The sequence below is a fragment of the Exiguobacterium sp. s150 genome (genome assembly GCF_018618435.1).
In the GTDB taxonomy this organism is placed as follows: Bacteria; Bacillota; Bacilli; order Exiguobacteriales; family Exiguobacteriaceae; genus Exiguobacterium; species Exiguobacterium alkaliphilum.
On record NZ_JACSMC010000006.1, the window covers coordinates 55,690 to 77,332 of the forward strand.

General features: G+C 51.4%; 25 protein-coding genes. 14 read left to right on the forward strand and 11 right to left on the reverse strand.

Annotated elements, in window-relative coordinates; genetic code table 11:
• Nucleotides 1-3 precede the first annotated feature (3 nt).
• On the forward strand, nucleotides 4-3,390 hold the full coding sequence (locus KNP76_RS05140; RefSeq protein WP_214843230.1) for a dynamin family protein: 3,387 nt from the start codon (nucleotides 4-6) through the stop codon (nucleotides 3,388-3,390).
• Nucleotides 3,391-3,523: 133 nt separating this feature from the next.
• Here KNP76_RS05140 and KNP76_RS05145 read toward each other — a convergent pair whose 3' ends face one another.
• Genes KNP76_RS05145 through KNP76_RS05160 form a run of 4 tightly spaced genes read right to left on the reverse strand, consistent with a single transcriptional unit; the run spans nucleotide 3,524 to nucleotide 5,818 of the window.
• Nucleotides 3,524-4,504: a Gfo/Idh/MocA family protein gene (locus KNP76_RS05145; protein WP_214843232.1), complete on the reverse strand. Its 981-nt coding sequence runs from the start codon at nucleotides 4,502-4,504 to the stop codon at nucleotides 3,524-3,526.
• Between the two features lie 19 nt (nucleotides 4,505-4,523).
• A complete protein-coding gene (locus KNP76_RS05150; RefSeq protein WP_214843234.1) occupies nucleotides 4,524-4,991 on the reverse strand; it encodes a GNAT family N-acetyltransferase in 468 nt (155 codons plus the stop codon).
• 3 nt (nucleotides 4,992-4,994) lie between these two features.
• Complete coding sequence (locus tag KNP76_RS05155; RefSeq protein ID WP_214843236.1) at nucleotides 4,995-5,477, reverse strand: SRPBCC family protein; 483 nt, start codon at nucleotides 5,475-5,477, stop codon at nucleotides 4,995-4,997.
• A 14-nt stretch (nucleotides 5,478-5,491) separates the two neighbouring features.
• Complete coding sequence (locus KNP76_RS05160; protein ID WP_214843238.1) at nucleotides 5,492-5,818, reverse strand: GNAT family N-acetyltransferase; 327 nt, start codon at nucleotides 5,816-5,818, stop codon at nucleotides 5,492-5,494.
• A gap of 308 nt (nucleotides 5,819-6,126) precedes the next feature.
• Between KNP76_RS05160 and KNP76_RS05165 the strand changes: the two genes are divergently transcribed.
• The 3 genes from KNP76_RS05165 to KNP76_RS05175 all read left to right on the forward strand — a co-directional run bounded on the left by KNP76_RS05165 (nucleotide 6,127) and on the right by KNP76_RS05175 (nucleotide 7,452).
• Complete coding sequence (locus KNP76_RS05165) at nucleotides 6,127-6,609, forward strand: YhfM domain-containing protein (protein WP_214843240.1); 483 nt, start codon at nucleotides 6,127-6,129, stop codon at nucleotides 6,607-6,609.
• Nucleotides 6,610-6,734: 125 nt separating this feature from the next.
• The gene (locus tag KNP76_RS05170) at nucleotides 6,735-6,914 is read left to right on the forward strand and encodes a hypothetical protein (RefSeq protein WP_214843242.1); all 180 of its coding nucleotides are present in this window, start codon (nucleotides 6,735-6,737) and stop codon (nucleotides 6,912-6,914) included.
• 10 nt (nucleotides 6,915-6,924) lie between these two features.
• Nucleotides 6,925-7,452, forward strand: coding sequence for a DUF5694 domain-containing protein (locus KNP76_RS05175; RefSeq protein WP_214843244.1), 528 nt, complete (start codon nucleotides 6,925-6,927; stop codon nucleotides 7,450-7,452).
• Here KNP76_RS05175 and KNP76_RS05180 read toward each other — a convergent pair.
• The 4 genes from KNP76_RS05180 to KNP76_RS05195 form a co-directional block, all read right to left on the reverse strand.
• Nucleotides 7,441-7,986, reverse strand: a complete 546-nt coding sequence (locus tag KNP76_RS05180; RefSeq protein WP_029335090.1) for a DUF2199 domain-containing protein — start codon at nucleotides 7,984-7,986, stop codon at nucleotides 7,441-7,443. The genes KNP76_RS05175 and KNP76_RS05180 overlap by 12 nt on opposite strands.
• Nucleotides 7,987-8,039: 53 nt before the next feature.
• Nucleotides 8,040-8,729: a DUF2750 domain-containing protein gene (locus tag KNP76_RS16035; RefSeq protein ID WP_371816161.1), complete on the reverse strand. Its 690-nt coding sequence runs from the start codon at nucleotides 8,727-8,729 to the stop codon at nucleotides 8,040-8,042.
• A gap of 209 nt (nucleotides 8,730-8,938) precedes the next feature.
• Nucleotides 8,939-9,559, reverse strand: coding sequence for a hypothetical protein (locus tag KNP76_RS05190; RefSeq protein WP_214843248.1), 621 nt, complete (start codon nucleotides 9,557-9,559; stop codon nucleotides 8,939-8,941).
• Nucleotides 9,538-9,849 (reverse strand): SMI1/KNR4 family protein, encoded by a 312-nt coding sequence (locus tag KNP76_RS05195; protein ID WP_214843249.1) that lies wholly within the window; start codon nucleotides 9,847-9,849, stop codon nucleotides 9,538-9,540. The genes KNP76_RS05190 and KNP76_RS05195 overlap by 22 nt, the downstream gene beginning before the upstream one ends.
• Before the next feature lie 161 nt (nucleotides 9,850-10,010).
• Here KNP76_RS05195 and KNP76_RS05200 point away from each other — a divergent pair, with 161 nt between their 5' ends.
• The 10 genes from KNP76_RS05200 to KNP76_RS05245 all read left to right on the forward strand — a co-directional run bounded on the left by KNP76_RS05200 (nucleotide 10,011) and on the right by KNP76_RS05245 (nucleotide 16,594).
• A complete protein-coding gene (locus KNP76_RS05200) occupies nucleotides 10,011-10,484 on the forward strand; it encodes a helix-turn-helix transcriptional regulator (RefSeq protein ID WP_214843251.1) in 474 nt (157 codons plus the stop codon).
• Nucleotides 10,481-10,927, forward strand: coding sequence for a hypothetical protein (locus KNP76_RS05205; protein WP_214843253.1), 447 nt, complete (start codon nucleotides 10,481-10,483; stop codon nucleotides 10,925-10,927). The genes KNP76_RS05200 and KNP76_RS05205 overlap by 4 nt, the downstream gene beginning before the upstream one ends.
• A complete protein-coding gene (locus tag KNP76_RS05210) occupies nucleotides 10,924-11,205 on the forward strand; it encodes a hypothetical protein (protein ID WP_214843255.1) in 282 nt (93 codons plus the stop codon). Before KNP76_RS05205 ends, KNP76_RS05210 begins: the two co-directional genes overlap by 4 nt.
• 15 nt (nucleotides 11,206-11,220) lie before the next feature.
• On the forward strand, nucleotides 11,221-11,619 hold the full coding sequence (locus tag KNP76_RS05215; RefSeq protein WP_214843257.1) for a TIR domain-containing protein: 399 nt from the start codon (nucleotides 11,221-11,223) through the stop codon (nucleotides 11,617-11,619).
• A 139-nt stretch (nucleotides 11,620-11,758) separates the two neighbouring features.
• Complete coding sequence (locus KNP76_RS05220) at nucleotides 11,759-12,982, forward strand: MFS transporter (RefSeq protein WP_214843259.1); 1,224 nt, start codon at nucleotides 11,759-11,761, stop codon at nucleotides 12,980-12,982.
• 85 nt (nucleotides 12,983-13,067) lie between these two features.
• Entirely contained in the window at nucleotides 13,068-13,706 is a 639-nt protein-coding gene (locus KNP76_RS05225; RefSeq protein WP_214843262.1) for a hypothetical protein, read from the forward strand.
• Between the two features lie 442 nt (nucleotides 13,707-14,148).
• Nucleotides 14,149-14,985 (forward strand): GGDEF domain-containing protein, encoded by an 837-nt coding sequence (locus tag KNP76_RS05230; RefSeq protein ID WP_214843264.1) that lies wholly within the window; start codon nucleotides 14,149-14,151, stop codon nucleotides 14,983-14,985.
• Nucleotides 14,986-15,146: 161 nt separating this feature from the next.
• Nucleotides 15,147-15,593 carry a GNAT family N-acetyltransferase gene (locus KNP76_RS05235; RefSeq protein ID WP_371816160.1) on the forward strand — a complete coding sequence of 149 codons (447 nt, stop codon included), beginning with the start codon at nucleotides 15,147-15,149 and terminating at the stop codon, nucleotides 15,591-15,593.
• Between the two features lie 135 nt (nucleotides 15,594-15,728).
• The gene (gene arr, locus KNP76_RS05240) at nucleotides 15,729-16,145 is read left to right on the forward strand and encodes an NAD(+)--rifampin ADP-ribosyltransferase (RefSeq protein ID WP_214843266.1); all 417 of its coding nucleotides are present in this window, start codon (nucleotides 15,729-15,731) and stop codon (nucleotides 16,143-16,145) included.
• A 17-nt stretch (nucleotides 16,146-16,162) separates the two neighbouring features.
• Nucleotides 16,163-16,594: a hypothetical protein gene (locus KNP76_RS05245; protein ID WP_214843268.1), complete on the forward strand. Its 432-nt coding sequence runs from the start codon at nucleotides 16,163-16,165 to the stop codon at nucleotides 16,592-16,594.
• 379 nt (nucleotides 16,595-16,973) lie between these two features.
• On the opposite strand, the gene KNP76_RS05250 is transcribed toward KNP76_RS05245, so the two are convergent.
• From KNP76_RS05250 to KNP76_RS05260, 3 genes are all read right to left on the reverse strand, one after another.
• Nucleotides 16,974-17,390 carry an SRPBCC family protein gene (locus KNP76_RS05250; protein ID WP_214843269.1) on the reverse strand — a complete coding sequence of 139 codons (417 nt, stop codon included), beginning with the start codon at nucleotides 17,388-17,390 and terminating at the stop codon, nucleotides 16,974-16,976.
• Between the two features lie 144 nt (nucleotides 17,391-17,534).
• Nucleotides 17,535-20,783, reverse strand: coding sequence for an ABC transporter permease (locus tag KNP76_RS05255; protein ID WP_214843271.1), 3,249 nt, complete (start codon nucleotides 20,781-20,783; stop codon nucleotides 17,535-17,537).
• On the reverse strand, nucleotides 20,776-21,474 hold the full coding sequence (locus tag KNP76_RS05260) for an ABC transporter ATP-binding protein (protein WP_214843273.1): 699 nt from the start codon (nucleotides 21,472-21,474) through the stop codon (nucleotides 20,776-20,778). The genes KNP76_RS05255 and KNP76_RS05260 overlap by 8 nt, the downstream gene beginning before the upstream one ends.
• Nucleotides 21,475-21,643: the final 169 nt, after the last annotated feature.

Below are 21,643 nucleotides of genomic sequence, written 5' to 3' on the forward strand. Positions count from 1 at the left end.
GGGATGAAGAAGTTGAACGAACAACACATGCGCCTCGCGCAATTGACCGACCTGTTTGAGACGCAAGACGAGACCGAACTGGCCCGTCTCGCCCGGACGGCACTCCGCAAAGTGACCCGTGACGAGATTTGGATCGCCGTCTGCGGTCACTTCTCTGCCGGAAAATCGACACTGCTCAACAACTGGCTCGGGGACGGCGTCTTACCGACGAGCCCGATTCCGACGAGCGCCAACATCGTCACGCTTCGAAGCGAGGTGACCGGCGCCTCGGTCGCGGTCAACGATACGGACTGGATTCAGCTCGGGACAGATGAACTCGAACGTCTGAGTGACTTTTGCAAGATTGAAGAAATCAAAGAGGTCGAATACGCCCTACCCCGTTTCCCGTTCGGCGACGACGTCGTCTTGATGGACACACCGGGCATTGATTCGACGGACGAACGCCACCGTCAGGCGACGGAACGCTCGCTCTTCCTCGCGGACCATTTGTTTTTCATGATGGACTACAACCACGTCCAATCGGAACAGAATATCCAGCTCATGAAGCAGTTCAGCGCCGAGGGTCGTCCGTATTCAATCATCATCAACCAAATCGACAAGCATGAGGAGAGCGAGCTGTCGTTCTCGTCGTTCAAGCAGACGCTCGCGGCAGCGTTCGCGCACCACAATATCGAGCCGGATGACGTGTTCTATATCTCGCTCCGTGAACTCGACCATGTGGAAAACGAAGTGACACGGCTACGGTCATACGTCGAACACGTCATCGCCACAGCACGGGACAACCGTGTTGAGAGTGCCGAGCAGTTGACGGACACGCTCCTCGCACGTTCGGAACAGACGTACGCCCGTTCACTCGAGCAGCTACCGTCTGTGGAGAAGCACCCGACCGAGATTCAGGCACGCCTGCAGCGACTCGAGAAAAAACATGTCTGGCTCAGCGCGTTCCGCCGCGAGTTCTTCCGCCACCAGGCCCCGATCGTCGCCAGCGCGCCAATCATGAACTATGAGTTCCGTGAACTGTTGCGGGACTATTTGGAAAGCTGTGCCCCGACGTTCAAGGTCGGCCTGTTCTTCTCGAAAGACAAGACGCGGCAAGAACGGACACGCCGTGAGGAAATCGCCGTCAAAGAGTTCAATCGCCTGCTCGACACGAACTTGCGCCCGCACTTAATCAAATACGCGGAAGACATCATCCGTGACTTGAAGTTGCCAGAAGCGATGCTTGCCCGACCGGACGCGTTGCCGGAAGCACCGGCAACGCTCATCACCGACCAAGTGAAAAGTGGTGCCTCGCTTAGCGGAGATACGGTCCTTCAGTTCAGCCGGGACATCGAGTCCGCCGTCGCCGCCTGGGTGACGAAAGCGTCCGACCCGTGGGTGGCGTCGGTCGAATCGTACCTTGAGACAGACGGTGCGGATCGACTCGCTCGAATCACGATCGAACAAGACTCACTTTACGACATGTTGGACACGCTCGGTACGAGACGTCGCCTGCTGGAACGACAGACTGCACTTCATGCCTACACGGAACGCGCCTTGACGCCGGAACGCATCGAAGCGCTCGAAGTCCGTCACTATGTCGATGTCGAGCATTTACCGAAACAACAAGTTGCCCAGCAACAGAAAGAAGTGGCACCGACGACAGTCTTGGATGATAATTTGGCCGCTTTCTTATCTGATTTTTCCTATGAGTATGCGGTATGTGAAATATTAGAAAGTCATCCGTTATTCACGTCTCGCGTGAGGTCGCTCCGACGCAAACTCGAACGAGCCGAAGCCGAGACGTACACGCTCGCCATCTTCGGTGCATTCTCGTCCGGTAAGTCGTCGACGTTGAACGCCCTGCTCGGCGAGACGGTGTTGCCGACGTCACCGAACCCGCTCACCGCCTCAATCACGAAAATCGTCCCGCCGAACGGACGAGCGCACAAGAGCGCCACGATCACGTTCAAGTCACGTGACGAGCTCGCGGCCGAACTCGACGGTTACGGGACGACACTCGATTCACTCGCACTCGACCATCCGTTCGTGAACGCAGTGAAACACGCCCCACTTCACCATCTCGGGACGACGGAGACGGTCGATTACGACACGTTCGCCTCGTTCGTTACGGAAGAGACGAAGAGTTGCATCGTCAAAGAGATTGAGCTATATGTCGACTCCCCTTGGGCCGAGCGCGGCATTATCTTCGTCGACACGCCGGGCGCCGATTCGCAGTTCAACCGACATAGCGAGGTCCAATTCGGTTATATGCGTGACGCCGATGCGGTCTTGTTCGTGACGTATTACAATCACGCCTTCACCGAAGCCGACCGCGAGCTCGTCATCCAGCTCGGGCGGGTCCAAGGGACGGGCGACCACCAGATGTTCTTCCTCGTCAACGCCTCTGACTTAGCGGCGGACGAGACGGAACGGGACGCCGTCTCCGACTATGTGGCCCAGCAATTGACGAAGCTCGGCGTGAGACACCCTTCCGTGTTGCCGATCTCGAGCCGAAACGCCATGAACGGACGAGACGAAGGATTCGACCGCTTCGCTGAACGGCTCGGCCAGTTCGTCGACCACGACCTGCGCCAAGCGAACGCGCTTCGCATCAAGGAAGAGACAACCGCACTCCTCGCCTCGTTCGAAGAAGTCGTCCGGGAGGCGGACGCCGACGCGAGCGTCAAAGCGAAACGTCGCGACCGGCTCGAACGATTACAGGACGGAAAACTACTTACAATCACGTCCCTTGAAGCACCGTTCGCCCGAGAAGCGAAGGAACTGCTCGCCCATCTCGAGACACGGTCGCTCCTCCGTCTGTCGGACTTCGTCAAGGAGACGTTCCATCCGGTCGAAGTGGACGGCTCGAAGGCGAGTCTAGAACGTGCCCTCGTCCGGACGCTCGATAAGTATGCCTATGACGTCCATCAGGAGCTTCAAGTGTTCCAGTATCGGCTCGAGAAGTTCTTGAAGACCGAGACGGCCCGGCTCGTCACGCAAGAGACAGCGAAGTTGCGTCCACTGTTGCCGACGTTCGCGTTCGACGAGGACGTGACGATCGACTGGCTGCGTGACACGGTCGAGACGGTGTCGTTTGACCAAACCGCCTTCCGGCCGGTGTTGAAACAGTTCAAGAACACGAGCCAATTCTTCGAAGGGGACGGCCGGACGATGTTACGTGACGACTTGAGCGCGCGCCTGCGCCTCGCAGTCCGGGAACAGCTCGAAGCGATCGGTGCCCGAGAAATCGAACGGACGTCGCGTGCACTCGCCGGACTCGAAGAAAGCCTCAGTATTGCTTGGAACGATGATGTGCGTGAACTCGTCTCTGGTGAGCTGAGCGTCCTCTCAGACGGACAGTCTTTCACCGACATGAGACAGCGCCTCGAAGCGCTCGGAAAGGAATGAACGCATGGGATCATTACTGCTTGTCGGCTTGATTCCGGCCGTGATCATGACGATCGCGCTCGGATTGTTCATCCGACACTTATACCTGAACAAAGAATGAAACAAGCCTCGAGCGCGCGCTCGAGGCTTGTTTTTATGCGTCTGCCGGGTAACGGACGTCGATTTGCCGGCGCATCTCGGTCATGACGTCGGCGAGCGTGCGCATGTCGTCATATGTATGATGCGGCGTCTCCCGCTCCCCCGTTTCGATCAACCGAATGAATTCCTGAATCTCGAACGCCATCGGAGTCACTTGTTCACTGACGAGCTCCTCGGTCGTCCCGTCACGCCCTTCGAACGTCAAACGGTCGAACGTGGCAATGTCGTCAATCAAGATCCGCCCCGTCTCCCCGATGATTTCAGACGGCGAGTTCGAACCGTGAATCTTCGAATGGAGCATGACGATGTCCATCGCGTCATACGATAGGATGGCCGAGCCGCTGCCGTCGACGCCCGACTCGAGTTTGACGGCGTTCGCCAATACCGTGTTCGGTCGACCGAACAGCTTGAGCGCGGGACCGAGGCAATACACGCCGAGGTCCATCAATGACCCGTTCGAGAAGGCTGGATTGAACGTGTTCGGGTTGTCCCCACGCTTATACAAATCGTACCGTGACGAATATTGCGACTTGTTCAAGATGACGCGCCGGACCGGACCGACGCGATGGAGTTGTTGGCGCAATACATCAAAGTTCGGCATGAACAAGTTACGGAGTGCCTCGAGCAAGACGACGTCATGCGCACGGGCCGTCTCGAGCATCGCGTCGACCTCGCGGACGTTCGAGGCGAACGGCTTCTCACAGAGGACGTGCTTGTTGTGACGCATGAATAGCATGCTCTGCTCGGCGTGGAGGGCGTTCGGGCTCGCGATATAGACCGCGTCGATGACGTCACTCGCGGCCATCGCTTCGAGCGACGTGAACGTATGGGGGATGTCAAATTGAGCGGCATATGTTTCTGCCCGCTCCGCTGTCCTAGAATAGACGGCCGTCACTTCTGTGCCTGTGATCTGTTGGATTGTCTCAAGAAAGGTGTCGGTGATGAAGTTCGTGCCGATGATGCCGAATCGAATCATATGTAATCTCCTCGTTTCTTTATAGCTGTTTTGACAAGACGATCTCATCGTGAAGTGGGATGCCGTTGTTCCCGATCAGGGGGATGCTTGGCTTTTCGAGCCGGGCCACGTTGACCGCATCCGTCACGATTCGTTCGAGCCGAAAGCCGCGTTTTTGGTAAAACGCGAGCGCGTGCACATTATCGTTCGTCGTAATCAAAGTTAAACGCTTGAGACGATGACGCTTCGCCTCTCGTTCCACTTCTTCTAAGAGTGAGGACCCAATGCCTTTGTTTTCCTGTAAACTGTCGAGCGAGATGATTTCGAGCGCATCATGACGGATGACGTACGTGACGAGCCCATGAATCGACCCGTTCATCCAGACGAAACCGTCGAGCGACGCACAGTCATATGTCCCAGACGAGACGACCATCTGGGAAGCCCCCCATTGATTCATGAAAAACGTACGAACCTCGGTCCGGTTATTTATTGTGATGGCATGAATCATCGCTTACTCCGCCTCATCGGCAGGGGCGGCCTGCTGACTCGCCTCGGTATAGATTCGGAACTGTTTGAACTGCTCGTCATAGATGAGACGAATCGCCCAGGCGAATCCTTTCGCATACAACCGGTAGAACCAAGACGAAGGCAACAACGTGATTCGAACCGTTACGCTCGTGCCGCCTTCGGTCTCTTCGAGGACGTAAGACGTCGTCGAGACACCTTGGTTCGTCACAGCCTGTACTTCACACGCATAAGGTCGATTGACATGCGTCAACATGGAATCGACACGAATCTCTTTATTCTCGAACTGTTGGACCGAGACGAAACGTTTGCCTTCGACGAGTGCGTTGTCATTGTCCTCGTAAATGTTCTCGATGAGATGGTCGTTCCATTTGATGATGTGTTCATCTTCTGCCAGACAGGCGAAGACGTGGTCGATTGGGGCTTGGATGGTCATCTGATAGGTCGCGATTTCTGTCGATTGTTTCATTGAATCCCCCTCTTTCAGTCTAATGTTTTTTCAAAACATATGTATCGTTCATGTCCTTTCGGTTTTGAGTCAAAGTGGACGCTGCCGCGCTCGAAATAGATCTGTCGGCGATAAAATGAACATGCGGCTTCATTGCCTGAAAAACTGTCGAGCCGGATACTAGTGTACCCTTGTTCTTTCGCCAAGCGCTCCGAGGCGTGGAGAACAAGTTTCCCAATTCCCTTACCTTGATGCGACGGATGGACCATGAGCGAGTGTATGACGAGCGGTTTCTTGCCTTGCCATTCGATTTCGTCCCATTCCGAAGATTGACATTCATCAAGCACGACAATCCCTAACAACTACTCACCGTCTTTCATGACATAGATAGAACCGTCTTCGATGCAATTCTCGAAATAAACACGGTTCGGGTATGTGTCATCCCATTGATAAATCTGTCGAGCTAAAAGGTTATCTTTGCAGAAGATATATATCTGTTCGATCGTATTTAAATCGGATCGATTGGCTAATGAGATGTCAAACACATGGAGACCTCCTATTTTAATAGCGATTTAACATAATTAACCTAGATTAAATGAAATAAAAAGGAATTCAATCCACTTGTACAGAACAAGTATAAAGCTAAACTAAACGGAGAGGGATGATTGTGATGAATAAAAAAGCGTCATTGCTTTTGACTTCAGTATGTTTAACGTCTATTTTAATAGGTTGCCAATTAAAGGACGAGACTCAAAAAGAAAGTGCTAAAGAGATTGAAGTGGCCTCTGCTACCGATTCTGACGCTGACGCGGATAGTTCTTCAGAAGAAGAGGCGAATCATTTGAACATTGAAGGATCAATAGCAAAGATGAGCATTTCAAAAGACGGTGACGTAACCATTTTAGATGATGCCGAATCGATTGAAACGTTAAGTTCAGTCATTGAAAGTGCTAGGAGAGAAGATGGAATTGTCAACATGTCTAACCCTTCACACTATGTAGATGTTTTTTATACAGATAAAGAGAAGCAACGTTTTCATTTCTGGTTAGGTGAAGAAGGTGAGCGAAGTGCGGTTATGCGTGCAGACGACACTCATTCCATCTACACCGTTTCGGCAACAATAACAGAAAAAATCATCAAGCTTATACAATGACACTAAGCCGAGGGCCTCAATTTGAGGTCTTTTTATAATACCGCGATTCCCTTCTCTGAAACCTAGCTTATAAGATTGCATAAAGAAAACGGATAGGCATCTTTTGTTAAGGAGTGTGAGAAAGCATGATTCAGTTGTTGCTTATCGGAACGACACATTTAAATATCCCGAACAACGGGGATGTCTTGATGCCGGAAACGTCCGATATCCTCAGTCCCACCCGTCAACAGGAGCTAGATGCGTTTGTTACGGCGATGTTCTTGTTTCGAACCGACCGTCATCTGTCTCGAAGTCGCGAAAACTGATCAGGAGTCGTTGAATCAGCGTTATCAGAAATATGTAACTAATCCGCTCACAGCTAGCGAAGACGAGCGCGAACAAATCGGCTTCCGGCTCGCGAAGCTATGCGAGTTGCCGCTCGTTCAAGCCGTCGATTGGAACGAGACGATTGACGGTGTCAGCCTCGGTGACGTGATGGATACTCACCCTGTCGAGATGGAGAGAATCATTTCAACACAGCGTACGCTCGTACAGGACGTGGAGACCGCCTTCGCTACCCTCTCGATTTCTGAGTATTATGCGAACATAAACCAAAGCGAGATTACCGATTCGATGCATCAAGCCTACACCGAAATCGCCGCCGTCGGTCCGACAGGCTCGCGTTGGGTCGAATCTTACTGGAATGCACGGAATCAGCGCATCTATGAGAACGTGAAACGTGTCGCGAAGGCGGATGACCGCATCGTGCTCTTGTACGGTCTCGCCCATGTTCATCTGTTGAGACAATTTTTCGAGCAAGACGGCGACTTTGTCGTTCGTCCGTTCAATACTCTAGTCCCTTGACCGTTCCCTTTGATCGATAGTTCGCGCCAAGTCCTCAATCCGTTCACGTGTGATGCCTATTCGTTGCTCGATGGCGAGCGGATGGTCGGTCGGCTCGAGTTCGATAAACGGCCGCATCCCGACCTCTCGGATATGGACGTTCGTCTTCAAATTGATCGTGTCCGGATAATCGGGCAAGTCTGTCGAGAACCAGCCGAACATCGGTTCAAGTTCGACACGAGCCGGGTCTTCCCACGCATCAAGCATCCGAAAGAAATTATCCGCGCTGAGCGACACCCAGACGTTCCAAGTGAAGATGTTGTCCTCTCCGATAATCGGGAGTTCGAGACAACCATTCACAAAGAAATGTTCCTCGTCTAGGACGCAGACGTCATCGGTCAAGACGACGCGCCGTTTCCTCTCTTTCTTAGATAATTCCTCGATAAAGGTCGGCATGAGCGAACCATATCCGAGTGGTACGTCAATTGGTGCTTGGCAGACCGAACAGGCACATTGCGCGTTATGCTTGCGCTTTTGTTTGAAACGATTCAACATTTTTAAAACCTCTCTTGGTAAAAAAAATTGTAAATTCGGTATTTGAAATAAATTTAATCCGCTTCTTCGATGGTTTCTAGAACGGTTTCAGGATCGTATTCCATCCCTTTCAGGTCACTCGACCAATCCAATCCACATAACAACCCGTCATCCGCCATATTCGGCAACCAGCCCGCGACGAACAGATCAAGTGGCAACTCGATGAGGTGATAGTCCTCCCACTCCTCAGCCTTACAAGCAAGTGCCCCTTCAGGAGTTGAGAAGAACAATAAGACGTCCGTCGTCTCAATGATGGAAGGCGCATACGCCCAGCCAACGTCTGTCTCGGCCGACAACCCGAACACCGTCCCGCTCTCAAGGACACGTTCACAGAACCGCTCGATCACGTCCGATTCCAATCGCGTCACCTCGACGAACAGATCAATCGAATCGGCCACTCGCTCGAGTTCATCCGTCTCATGCCACCAGATGTAGATCGTCTCGACGTCTGAAGTCAAAAAGCCGAGCTCGTCCCCGCTCCCGTTCTCCGCGACCGTGATAAAGTCTTTCGGCAACTGACGTTCATCCCTGTTCGCGCGGATGATGTCGTCCCACGTTTTGTTGAAGTAACGTTCATCTTTGATCGGGTAATAGAACCGCTCCCCGACCTCAAACTTATTGTCGTGTAGCCACGCCTCCCGGAGCCCGCTCGGCAAACGGCTGCCGAGCGCTTGTTCGACCGCCTCGATGGTTTCGAACGAAATCCCGGCAGATTGGTTTCAATACGCATTGCAATCCCTCACTTCGTTTTTCGATACCTTAAAGTATACTTTTTTTGGTGAAAAGAGGGAATGAGTTTTTCGTCGATTTGTGTGAAGACTCTAGACATGAAGAAAGGTAAGCAAGCCATCTAATTTAGATATCTCGCGCGTCAACCCGTCTTGACCTAGCTGTTCGATTGAAATCCTCATGATCAATCCTCCATTTCTTGCAGCTCGTCAATCCAACGCTCAAGCTCTTTTTTCTCATGCATATATACACCCGGTTCCACTGGGAGGTCGATGCCGTGCAAAAATCTCAGCCCGTCCACCACGCGTGGATCAACGTGCATGTCTTCCGTCCGCTCGAGTGCGTCCGCCGCCAAGTCGGAGACGTTTTCAAACGTCAGCTTGCCTACCCTCACCGCACATAACCATTCCACGAGATCCTTGCGAGACGGGACGTTCCGGCGCCTCGGAAGTTCATTAGGCGACAGCGTTCCCTCATTCACCTGCTCAAACAGTTCGATGAGCCGTTGGTTTGTCGGCGCAGTGTCGAGTAACGTCTCGATTGGCGTCCGAATCAACTTCGTTTCATCAGTCATCTCGTCCCACAGCACGAGCACCTCATCCCGTCCGTACACGAGCCAATCACCGGAAGCGTCATATCCGATTCGTTGCCCAAGTCGAGACGACGGAAGACGGGACGCCTCATCGGAAGTGAGTAGCGTCGCGGGCAGGCGTTCACCCGCAGCGGTCGTCATGTTGACAGGACGCACTTCGGTCGGAAGAAACGTGATCACGTCTTCCCATGTCATCGTTCTGACTGCAACCATTCTTCAAATGAAGCGGCGATCGTTTCAAGGTGTTCACCTGTCTCATGGTCGACAATGAGGACCTCGTTCGTCTTCAAATTGACACAGACGAGATCCCCGAGAAAGTCTTCATATCCGATGACGGGGAGATGGTTTGGCCAAGGTTCTTCCTCATCGAACACCTCTCCTTGCACCTCGTCGAAACGGTCGCGTTCGTTCAAGAATGCGAAACGCGGAAGCCCTTTTGCATCCTTCAGTTGTATCTCCATTTCGGACGTCGGTAATAGCGCTAATAATTGTTCTTTCGTCATTTTTTTGCACCTCGTTTTTTCTTCATTTTACCTCAATATTTACTTCATAGGTTCGATTTTCCAATGAATATCATTGACAGAAACTTTAAAAGGTGTAAAATTACACTTGTAAGTTATTGTCATAAACTCCTTTATTTTTAACTAGTCAATCGAGGTGGATGATGAAGAAGACTGATTTTATCCAAACGGTTTCAAAACACATAAAACTGATTCGAGTCGAGCAACAGCTTTCCCAAGAAGAGATGGCGGAAATACTCGGCATCTCGAAAAAGACGCTCATCCAAATCGAGAAAGAACGAACTGTCGCCAACTGGGGCACGGTCGTCACGCTGTGCGCCCTCTTCAATGACAGTGAGATTCTATTGAATGAGATTGGGGACGACCCGGTCGAGTTCGTGAAATTGCTCGCTAAAGAGGTCGCCTACGAGCCGAAATCGAAGACGCTCGGCGGCCGGGTCTGGTGGAAACAGATTGCGACAGACGGCGATTATGTGATGCAGCTAAACGTCATCAGTAGTCATTACCGTATCCTCGATTCAAACGACGTACGGTGGTACAGCTCGTTCGATGCGGATGATGCTTTGCACGTGTTGGCCCGACTCGCACGAGACCATCGAGAGGAGTCTTTGTCATGAACATAAGAAAACGATGCCTCGTGACGCTATCGTGCGTCTATGCCATCGCCTTTGTCTTAAACGTCATTCCATCGGTCACGTTCCCCGATACGACAATCGGACCGCTCCAGGCAACGGCGTCGGTCTTGCTCGTCCTTTGCATGATTGGAACGTGCGTCTTGAACGACCGGGTCGCTAAGCTTTACGTGACCGCCCTCCTGTTCGCCGGGGTGACCGTCTTTACGCTACATAGCTTCGAGACGTATGTGTATGACATCGTCATCCTTGACGCGTTGTTCGCGATTCAATATCCACTCTATTTGTTATTCGTGACCCCACTCTTCGGGCTCAATCTTTTCTTCAACGTCGAGGCAGATTTTATCGCCTTGTTCGCCTTCTTCATCGGACTGTTCATCCTCGCTATTCATGAGATTGCGATGATGGTGTCACGGAGGGTAAGTTGAGCCGTTGGTTATTTGTAGGCTTTGGCGGTCTCGTCACCGCTCTTGCCTATTTCCTGCTTTTTCCGAACCTCCCCTTCGCAAACGGATGGGGGTGGATTGGTGGGACGACCGGTCTGCTCCTATTGTCCGTCACCGGTTTTAGCCTTCACCTCGGACGAAAGCATCATTGGACAGCCCGCCACCGGTTCGTCGTCGGAATCGGACTGATTGCCGCCTTTATGCTGTTATTCGGTCTCATTCTCTGGTGGATTGTCGCTATTAACATGAATCACATTTGAATGGGAGGAAGATAAATGAACTACTATATCGGGTCAGGGTTTTATAATATCGAGAACGTCAGACGATTACGCGACTTGCTTTCCGCACAGGGCCATACCCATACATACGACTGGACGCTCAACACGCGGGCCGATTCGGTCGATGCGCTACAGGACATCGGAGAGAAAGAGCGTGACGCCATCCAAGCTTCAGACTTTGTCGTCATCTTGCTTCCGGCCGGGAAAGGCAGCCACGTCGAGCTCGGCATTGCCATCGGTTCAGGCGTTCCGGTGTTTCTCCATGATATGACGGACAGCATGACGAATTTTGAGACGACGAGTACGTTCTATCACGTCGCGCATGTCGTCCAGCTGTCAGGTTCCCTCGAGGACATTCCGTCGCAAATCGATGCTTTTCTCATCGAAAGCGCTTGAATGCCCTGTCTCTCCTTCTCACCAATGCATGAATCCACCTATTTCCAAACATAAATTTGAAATGATTTGCATTTGTTATGGCGCAGGAATCATTTTTGTGACATACTGTTCAAAATCTATTTGAACGGGGACGATTGTTATGCAGACATGGAAACAGCCTTTACTTTTACTCACAGGTGTCGGGATCTCGAACCTTGGCGCCTGGGTGTACTTCATCGCCCTCAACTTGATCGTCCTCGAGATGACGCAATCGCCGTTCGCCGTCTCTGTCCTCTACATGCTCGTGCCGCTCGCGGCGCTCTGTGCGAACGTTTGGTCAGGCACGGTCATCGACCGCACCGACACACGCCGCCTGATGCTCCTCCTCGATGCGCTTCGTGCCGGTGTCGTCTTCAGTCTCGCCTTTATCGACTCGCTCGCCCTCATTTATGTGCTCGTCTTTTTCTTGAACATCGCGAGCTCCGTCTTTGAGTCGGCATCCCTCGTCTATATGACGAAGCTTGTTCCTAGCGGTGACCGGCAAAGGTTCAACGCCATGAAGAACTTCGTCCAATCGGCCGGGTTCATCTTAGGCCCGGCCATCGCGGGTCTGTTATTTATGATCGGTAGCCCGACGCTTGCCATTCAGTTGAACGCATTGGCGCTACTCGTCTCCGTCGGCATCCTCGCGCTCTTGCCGACGCTACACACGGCACGTGAAGAGGTTGAAGTGTTCAGTGTACGTATGATCATCGAGGATTGGAAGACGGTCGTCCGGTTCGCGTCGACGAAGCGTTACGTGACGCTCGTCTATAGCCTGTTCTGTGTCATGACAATCTTCATGTCCGGGCTTGACTCACTCGAGGCGTCGTTCGCGACGCAGGTGCTCGACTTCTCCGAGAGCCGTTACGGCTTCCTCGTCAGTGTCGCCGGAGCCGGGATTATCGCCGGATCCATCATCAATGCGACATTCAGCACACGCATGACGTTGCCGTTCTTGATTAGTTTTGGCGCGATCATGACGCCAGTGGGCTATCTCATCTTCGCCTTCTCCGAATCGTTCGTAGTCGCGTCTGTCGGCTTCTTCTTGCTCACGTTCGCCTTGTCGTTCGCGAACACTGGCTTCTTGTCGTTTTATCAAAACAATGTCCCGACCGATCTGATGGGCCGCTTCTCCGGGGTGATCAGTGTAGCGGAGTCTGTCTTGATTATCGGGTTGACGTTTGGGATTGGGCTTCTGGCAGAGTTTGTCGGGATCCGCTCGACGTATGTGGCCTTCTCGCTCGCTTTCTTGCTCGTCGGATTGGTCACGGTTCGGGTAGTGCTAGAACGTTCGAAACGAGGACTGTATGAGCCGGTGGTGATAGAAGAGAACGTCTCATAAAAAGTTAGTGAAATACGAAATGCTAAATTTTTTAGGTGTTAAAGGACTAGAAAGTAAATATTAGATGCTGATTGGAGAACCTTGAATGACTGTTCGTATTATAAAAAGCGTAGAAATTTTTTATCGGGAATCCGATACTGGGCGGCAAGTAAATCTGTTCACGTTCGCATCACAAAAAAACACGTGCTTGTCAGATCTCATGGAAGATGAGTCAATACAGGGTGATTTAATTTATGTAGTCGAGTTTTCCGATGGTGTTAAAAAAATCGTATGCCATCCGAAAGAAACACGAAACGAAGAATGGCAAGTCTTTGAGCTGTTTAAATGGTGTCAACATTGGTATACAATTTATGAATGGTTGTACAAGAAAGAATTTAGAACGAAGCGTCCGTTCCAACAATATGCTACGCGTTATGAGGCAGAAGAAGCAAGGTCAACGCCAGAAGACTGGGAGATCATTAAGCGTTTTTCTGTTGAAGAATTCGAAGAGCGAATTGGTAAAAACGAGGACGGATTAAATGAATTTGAAGAATTAGAAGAAAATCTGGATCTTATTTTAGAGCATGAAAATAAAAATTCACGCGCAGCCATAGCCTCAGGTCGCTACTATGACTATTTTATAGAGGAATGGCTTAATCCTAGAGAATCATTATATGCGCTCGAGCCACTTATTTTAGATGTGAGCTATGGAAATTTTGGGGATAATCAAAAACCGACAAAATAAATTGATGTCATATTTGATCATATCAACGCTCTCTATTCCATTTATACTTTAAAACTCATATGTAATCAGTGTGGTCGAGTCCATCCTTATCATCGGTTTGTCGGGATCCGCTCGACGTATGTGGCCTTCTCACTCGCTGCCTTGCTTATCGACTTGGTCACGATCCGGGTTGTGTTAGAACGTTCACGACGTTTGTTGTACGATTTTGTTCCATTCGAAGACGCATCACAAAGAGATCGAGCCAGTCGTTCAATGAACGGGTGTCTCGATTTTTAAATTCAAGTTTCTATAAACGCACTCGCTTCATTTCAAAAAAGCACCGTTTCGACACTAACGCTTGCTCTATAATGAACATGAAGCACCTTTCTTTGATTACCTCTGCTGCACTTCGGGTAATTGTCGAGGTGGGCCTACACCATACGTCATACAAGGAGGGATGGTTATGAAACGATGGACCCATGAATCGCTTCAACTGATTGGCCTCATCTCTTCCCTACTCATCGGAACGATTTCTTACACCATCTTACTCGTCGAGAGCGACAGCGGCCTTCTCGGCTTATTGATTTTGCCAGTGATCGTCGTGTCTTCACTCGCCTTCGGGATGCGTGCCGGTTTAACGATTTCGGTGACGCTACTCGTCTTTCTATTCATCTATTTTCAATCGTTCGCCCCACTTAACGCACAAGGTGAAGTCCAGTTCTTCAATTGGCGCGAAATCGGATTTACTACGCTTATTCTCATGTTATCCGTCGTCTCCGGGCTCGTCCATCAACTCGTCAAACGTGTGCAGCAATCCAGGCTCGCTTTAGAAGAACGGGCACGCCAACTGATTGCTGTCGATCCTGAGACGTGGCTCGACAACGCCGAGCGGTTCCAAATGGACGTCAATGGCGAACGAGATCGACTCGTGCGACATGGTGGTGTCTTCTCGGTCTCATTCATCACGTTCGACGACTTCGATCGATTCGAACAGACATATGGGCGCACCGAATATGAATGGTTTTTGAATTACTTCAGTGACGAACTTCACGGGGCGACACGACGTACCGATCAAAAATATCGAATTGCTCATGATACGTTTGCCATCATCTTCCCGCATACGTCTCCTGAGGCGGCACAAGTCGTCCACGACCGCATCCGACCATTGCTCGAACACTATGAGTTACAGAGCGGGGAGCATGTGCGCTTGACGTACGAAGACACATTTTATGAAGTGACACTTGAGAACGCAACGGTCATGGTCGATGCCATTCTTGAGAAAGCGTCATCGCTTCATTAAAATTACATTGACCGATCAAGCTCTGGAACCTAACGTTGATAACGGCATGGTTCCAGGGCTTTTCGATATGCTCTTGAAAATCTGTAAGAAATGTATTGCCGGTAAAGGAATCGGATCTCATATAAGAGAAATCAACAGCACAACCTTTTGAATAAGGAGGCATGATTCCCATTCCATCGACCATCTATTCCATCAAGCCAATCGAGTCGCCACGCGAACTCGATGACTCGTTCGTTGTCATGAACCAACTGCGCACCGACCTGACGCTTGAGGCCTATTGCGAGCTCGTCTCCGCCATGCGACCGCAAGGCTATGAACTGTATGCGTTATACGCCGACGATACAATCGTCTCACTCGCGGGGATCGAGGTACGTGTCAATCTCTATCTCGAGAAGCACGTCTTCGTTTACGACCTCGTGACGTGCATGAACCATCGCTCGAAGGGATATGGTGAGATGTTGCTTCACTTCGTCCACGAATACGCCCGCGACCGAGGTGCCAAATACGTCGCCCTCGAATCGGGACTCGCTCGGACCGAAGCGCACCGTTTTTATACAGAGAAAATGGACTATGGCATCACGAGTTACTCGTTTCGTAAAAAACTTTGAAGGCATATAAAAAAGAAGAGCCGAGCGCTCTTCCCGTCTCAATTATATCGCGAATTTCGAACCATAAACAGACTGTCTTCTCCTAAATTCATCCACTATACTGTGAAGACAACCTGACCTAAGGAGAGATGAAACATGAGTGATGACATCAAACCGCTCGACCCCGGCCCGTTTTTCCACGGCACGAAAGCCGAACTGAAGCTGGGGGACTTGCTTGAACCGAAGCGACGCTCGAACTATCAAGACAAGCAGTCGAACTACATCTATTTCACGGCCACCCTCGACGCCGCCAAATGGGGAGCAGAACTGGCGAGCGGTGAGGCTCGTGAGCGCATCTATCTCGTCGAACCGATGGGTGACTTCGAGAACGACCCGAACTTGACGGACAAACGCTTCCCTGGCAATCCGACCCGGTCGTACCGGTCGAACGCCCCGCTCAAAGTCGTGGCCGAGCTCGGTGCGTGGGAACGCCACCCGGACGATGTGATCGCGCATATGCTGGCCTCACTTGAGAAACTGCGGCAAGCCGGGGAAGATGTGATTGAAGACTGACACGAAGGAGAACCACTTTGAAGAAATCCTACAAAAAACGCAAGTATCTCTTAATTGTCGGTCTCGTTGTCGGACTTCTATATGCGACGACATTTATCCCGCAACGCGTCATCACGACGTCACCGTCGAGCGTGTCCCGCATCCACGTGTTTGACGGGCAGAGCGGTTATGAACTCAACTTGAGTGACCGAGACGACATATACGCTGTCATGAATAACTTGAATGACGTCACCTTTCAAAAAGGAAAGCCCAGTATCGGCTACATGGGATACTCGAATCGGGTCACTTTATACGATCAAGATGGGGATGAGCTCGATGAATTTATCATCAATAGCGAGGACACGCTCCGCTACCACGGTTTCTTTTACACGGCAAAGTCAGGGAACATCGATTATGACAAGCTTGACGCGTGGATGGCGCAAGTGAAGGCGCAACCCGTTGAAGAATGAAGTGATGTCTATCGACGCGATTGATTGGCTCTACGTCTCGACAGCAAGGAGATTAGCACCAGACTGGCTATCGCTGAGATTGCAATCTTAAGCTGAAACTCATTCGTTAGTCCGTCAATTACGTATCCTCTAAGTTTTTGGGACAAACTTGCTTCCGGTACCCAATCAATCACATAGCCGATTCCTAGCATTACTGGAAGACTTAGAACCACGTACACAACTATAAAAAAGAATATGAACGTTTTACTGTTCAGCACTTCAACCCTCCATTCAAGTTGTCGTTTTATTGACACAATCGCTATAAAAGAGACACGCTATATCCATTTCTACGTCGAAATGTGCATAGCGTGTCTTTCGTCAAAATTTGTATAAACGTAAATCAGTTTGCTTCCACGTACTTTTGGAAGTTATCAAGAATCGCCTGCCAACCTTGACGCTGCATCTCAATCGGATTCATCGATTCCGCGTCAAACGTTTCGACCACTTTTGTTTGCTCACCGTCCGAAATAAATGAAACGGTTACTCTACGATTGTCTTCAAGGTGATATTGAATGAGTTGATCGACTTGAACTTCATCATATACACCTTCAAAATCGAAGCCCATACTTTTATCCTTGGCCTCCATCCGACTTCGAAATTTTCCTCCGGCTCTCAAGTCATTCTCTGCTTCCGTCGTATGCCAATCTTCGGATGCATGATTCCACTGTTTAATATGGTCGGGTTCTGTCCAAAGTCGCCATACTTTATCGATTGGCACATCAACGAGAGATGATACTGTCACAGTGTTGGATTCCATCTCATAATCTCCTTTTAAATGTTTTTGGAACATAAGTGATTGGCACTCAACTACACGCGACAATTACTTTTTCGCACCATTCCCTTCGATATTCGTACGATGAAATCCTTCCTTCCGTATATCTCCATTAATCACTTCGATTTTTCAATTTGAAACAGAGTCGATGACGTATACATGTTCTCCAATAAACAAGTTTCCGTTTACGAGTAATGCAACGCGTTCAACTTCTGAAGGAATCTCATATGTTAATAGAACTTTTACGTTTGCAGGGACGGTTAGCTGGGATTTTCCATCCCACCCTTCCTCCTCAAGGATCGTTACATCTTTCACCTCATATTTATCTCCTTGCCCATCAAGTAAAGGATAGTGTTGAGGCATGAACCTAAAGGTAAAGTCTTCTTGACCCGGAACATCTTCTAGCTTTACCGTAACTTGAACAGGAATAGTGAGTAAACGTGATGTCGGAGTGGAAATCTGTATACCATCTGGTGGATTGACCGGATTGAAAACTTGTATCTCTTCACCTTCACGTTCTGCATTCGTGACTTCATAGATACGGAATGCCGCTTCCCCACGTTCTTGGATGGCATCTTCCACTACAATGACGTCTTCCTTATGTGATGTCTCCTCATTTTTCTTATCCTGAAGATCTGCTAATTTCTCACCTGTCGTTCCTTGTATAATCGGCTTGGCCTCATCAGATGATCTAAGTTCGCCCGCTTCTGGTAACGCAAAGAAGAATAACGTCAGAACAGCGGCACCGAGCGAACCACCGATAGTTCCGAGAATCCATTTGAAACGACGTTCTGTCCGTCTCGTGTTCACCTGGGTCCCACGCATCGCCTGATACGGCAACACGTTGACGGCCATCTGAGCGGGGAGCAACGCGCCGATCAGACCCGTCAGCACCGGAACGAGCAGCGTCGCCGTGAGTAAGAGCAACTCGGTGAGCGGGAGTGAACCATACACGTTCCAGACGAGCACGCCCGCGACGATCAGGCCGAGGAGGCCGGCCAAGAACCCGAGCAGTCCTCCTTCGACGAGCACAAGGCGGCGTACGTTGGCCGTGCGCCATCCGGTCGCCTTGAGGATGGCGATCTCACTTCTGCGTTCGTTAATGTTCTGCCACATGACTTCCGTCGTCGTCAGGACGGCGATGAGGAGCGAGACGCCCATGGCGACATAGTGCATCGTCCCGACCTCGAGGGCGACATACTCCCCGAGGAATGACGTGAACATGACGCCCTGCAGACGGACCGAGACGAACAGGAAGAACATGAACAGACTCGTCGGCACGGCGATAGCGAGGAGTGTCAAGAGCGTGCGCTTCCACTGGGTCACGAGCTGGTTGAACGCCATCCCGAGCACGCCCTCGGCTCGGACGACCCGGAGCCCGCGTGTCGTCGCACCAGAACGCAGCGCCTCGTACGGTTTGATCCGCCGAATCATCATTATCGGCACGAGCGAACCGAGCACATAAATCCCGAGGCCCCCAAACCCGACCAGGAGGACACGAAGACCGGTCGTCGCCGTGTCCCCGGCGAGGAGGAACGCACCCAAGATCGACCAGGCGATGAGCGCGACGACACCGCCGAGCAGGAGCGCCTCAATCAACAGGAGTCTGGAGAGCTGACGCGGTCCCCAACCGAGCGAGAGGAGCACCGCGAACTCTTTCTTCCGGGCGTACAACATGATCACGTTCGACGTGAACACGTACAAAATCGCGACGAGAATGACGCTCGCGATGACACCACCCATGCCCATCTTCGTCTCCTCGAAGATGGTGAACGACGAGCCCAGGCGGACCCACGGCTGTTGGACCCATCCGAGCGCCTCCCCCTCTTTGAGGCCCGGCAGATACGTCAACGCCATCTGCGGGGACGACCCGAGCGTGACGTCGGTGATGAGCCCCGTCGCCTGCTCGATCTCCTTCGCGACGGCCTGGAGTCTCGCCTCGCTCGCCTCGTTCAGCTCGTCGACGCCGCTCACGTTGACGCGGATGGCCGAGATCGGTTCGTCGCCGAGGATAGCGGCTGCCGCTTCGAGCGTCGTCAGGACGAGCGGCGGCCGCGTCAGGAAGCCGCGGTCGTTGTTGAGCGGCAACATCTGTTTCACCGGGTTGACCGGCTCGTCGTCCGCGTCGATGACCCAGTCAGCCTTGGCCGGGAAGTACGTCTCCATCGGCAGATCCGTAAGCGGGTCGCGCGCCATGTTGAGTTTGCCTGGATCGAAGGCTCCGATATAATTTAGTTTCACTTTCGGCCAATCCAATCCCGTCTCACTGAACATGTTGAGCGGCCGGTACATCTGTTTGAACGGATAGATGCTGTCCTCCGGAACCTCGTAGGGCTTCACCTGATAGGCGAACGGCCAACGGTCCGCGAACGGGCTCGTGACGGTCTCATAGTCCAGTGAAGAGGGGCGCATCATGAGAAAGTTGAATGCATCATTCTCGTCCGAGAAACCGAGTTGGTCCCCGTTCAGCAAGGAATGGATGACTTCCTTATGTACATCCTTGCTACCGACGGGATCGACTTCATCAATCTTTTTCCCGGAAAGGCTCTCGAGATAGGTCTTTCCACCTTTATCTCGCACGAAATCTGCAATCTCTCGGGTGTCTGTTGTGTCGATTGGAAGTTCAACTTCTTCTAACTCATAAGCCATGGTCATGTCGACAAAGTTCTCAGTGCTCATAATCACGGGAACTTGGACGATTCCCGTTTCGTTCACACTCGTATCGTCTGATTCAGAGAAGTACTGACTATGCTCAGTCTTCACTACCGCCTGGTCCAGTCCGACCAAATTTGCCTCTGCCTCTGGATCGATACCGGCAATCATGAAATTGGAGGCCAGGATTGGCTCGATGGTCTCGCCGACGTCAGGTGGCGACATGCCATAGTTCGGATCTGCATCCAGCGGACGCCAATCCCCTAGAACGTAAAGATTGGAGATGTCTTCCTCAATCCCTGCGCCTATGTTCGTGCGCTCGATAAATTTCACACGATACACTCTCGGCTCGTCCGTTTGGAACGTGCCAATCTTTTTATAATATTCATACGATCCAATCATCGCAATCGGTGCCGCGACCTCGATGTCGTCAATCTGCTTGATCTGCTCATACTGTTCGAGTGTGATCCCGCCGTCCAGGCCGCTCATATAGTTCGGTTCGAGCAGATTCAGCTCCTCGGTCACGCTACGCGAGCCCGGCGGCCGGACGACGATATGATACGACGATTTCCATCGCTTCTCGAGCTCGGAGACGACTGTCCCCTTGTTCGACTCGGTAAGCCCGACAAGATACGATAGCCCGGTGCTGACGATCAAGACGCCGACGAGGAGCAGGATGAACCGCTCCTTGTTGCGCCACCACGAGCTCCAAATGAACTTAAGCATGTCCCATCACCCTCGTGTCGATCACCTCGATGACCGCGCCGTCCTTCATGCGAATCTGTACATCCGCTCGCTCGGCGATACTTGAGTCGTGGGTCACACAGATAACGCCACACCCCTTCTCCCGGTTCAACTCTCGTAACAGCTCAAAGATGACCTCGCCCGTCTCCGAGTCAAGGTTCCCGGTCGGCTCGTCTGCGAGCAACCATTCTGGTTCATGGATGAGGGCACGTGCGACCGCGACGCGCTGTTGTTGGCCGCCCGACAACTGGGACGGCAGCGACTCCGCCTTCTCCTGTAGTCCGACACGTGCGAGTAGCGACATGGCCCGCTCCTTTTTGTCATAGTCGACCTTACGACCGAAGAGTGGTGCCATCACGTTCTCGACGGCCGTCAATGTGGGGATAAGGTGGAACTGTTGGAAGATGAAGCCGACCTTCTCGAAACGAAAGTTAGCCAGCTCCTTCGCGTTCAATCGACTCAACTCGTGTCCGTCGTAAGATAACGTGCCGCTCGTCGGGACGTCAAGCGTTCCGAGAAGACTCAAGAGCGTCGATTTCCCTGAGCCTGATGGTCCGATGACAGATACGAAGTTACCTGTTTTGAACTTCAAATTGATTGGCTTCAGCGCATACGTATCGATTCCATCCCCTTGAAACTTCCGTGTCATTTGTACACACTCAAACTCACCCATATTTTTACCTCCAACGTGTCATTTGGTAATTATTAGTTGATTTAAGTATAGCAAGATTTATCCAAATGACCATCCTTTTGTTTGATTATTCTGATATCTATATTTTTTAAATTGACTCAAGACAATAAGAAGAGGCACTCCTATACTCAGGAATGCCTCGTTTAGACGG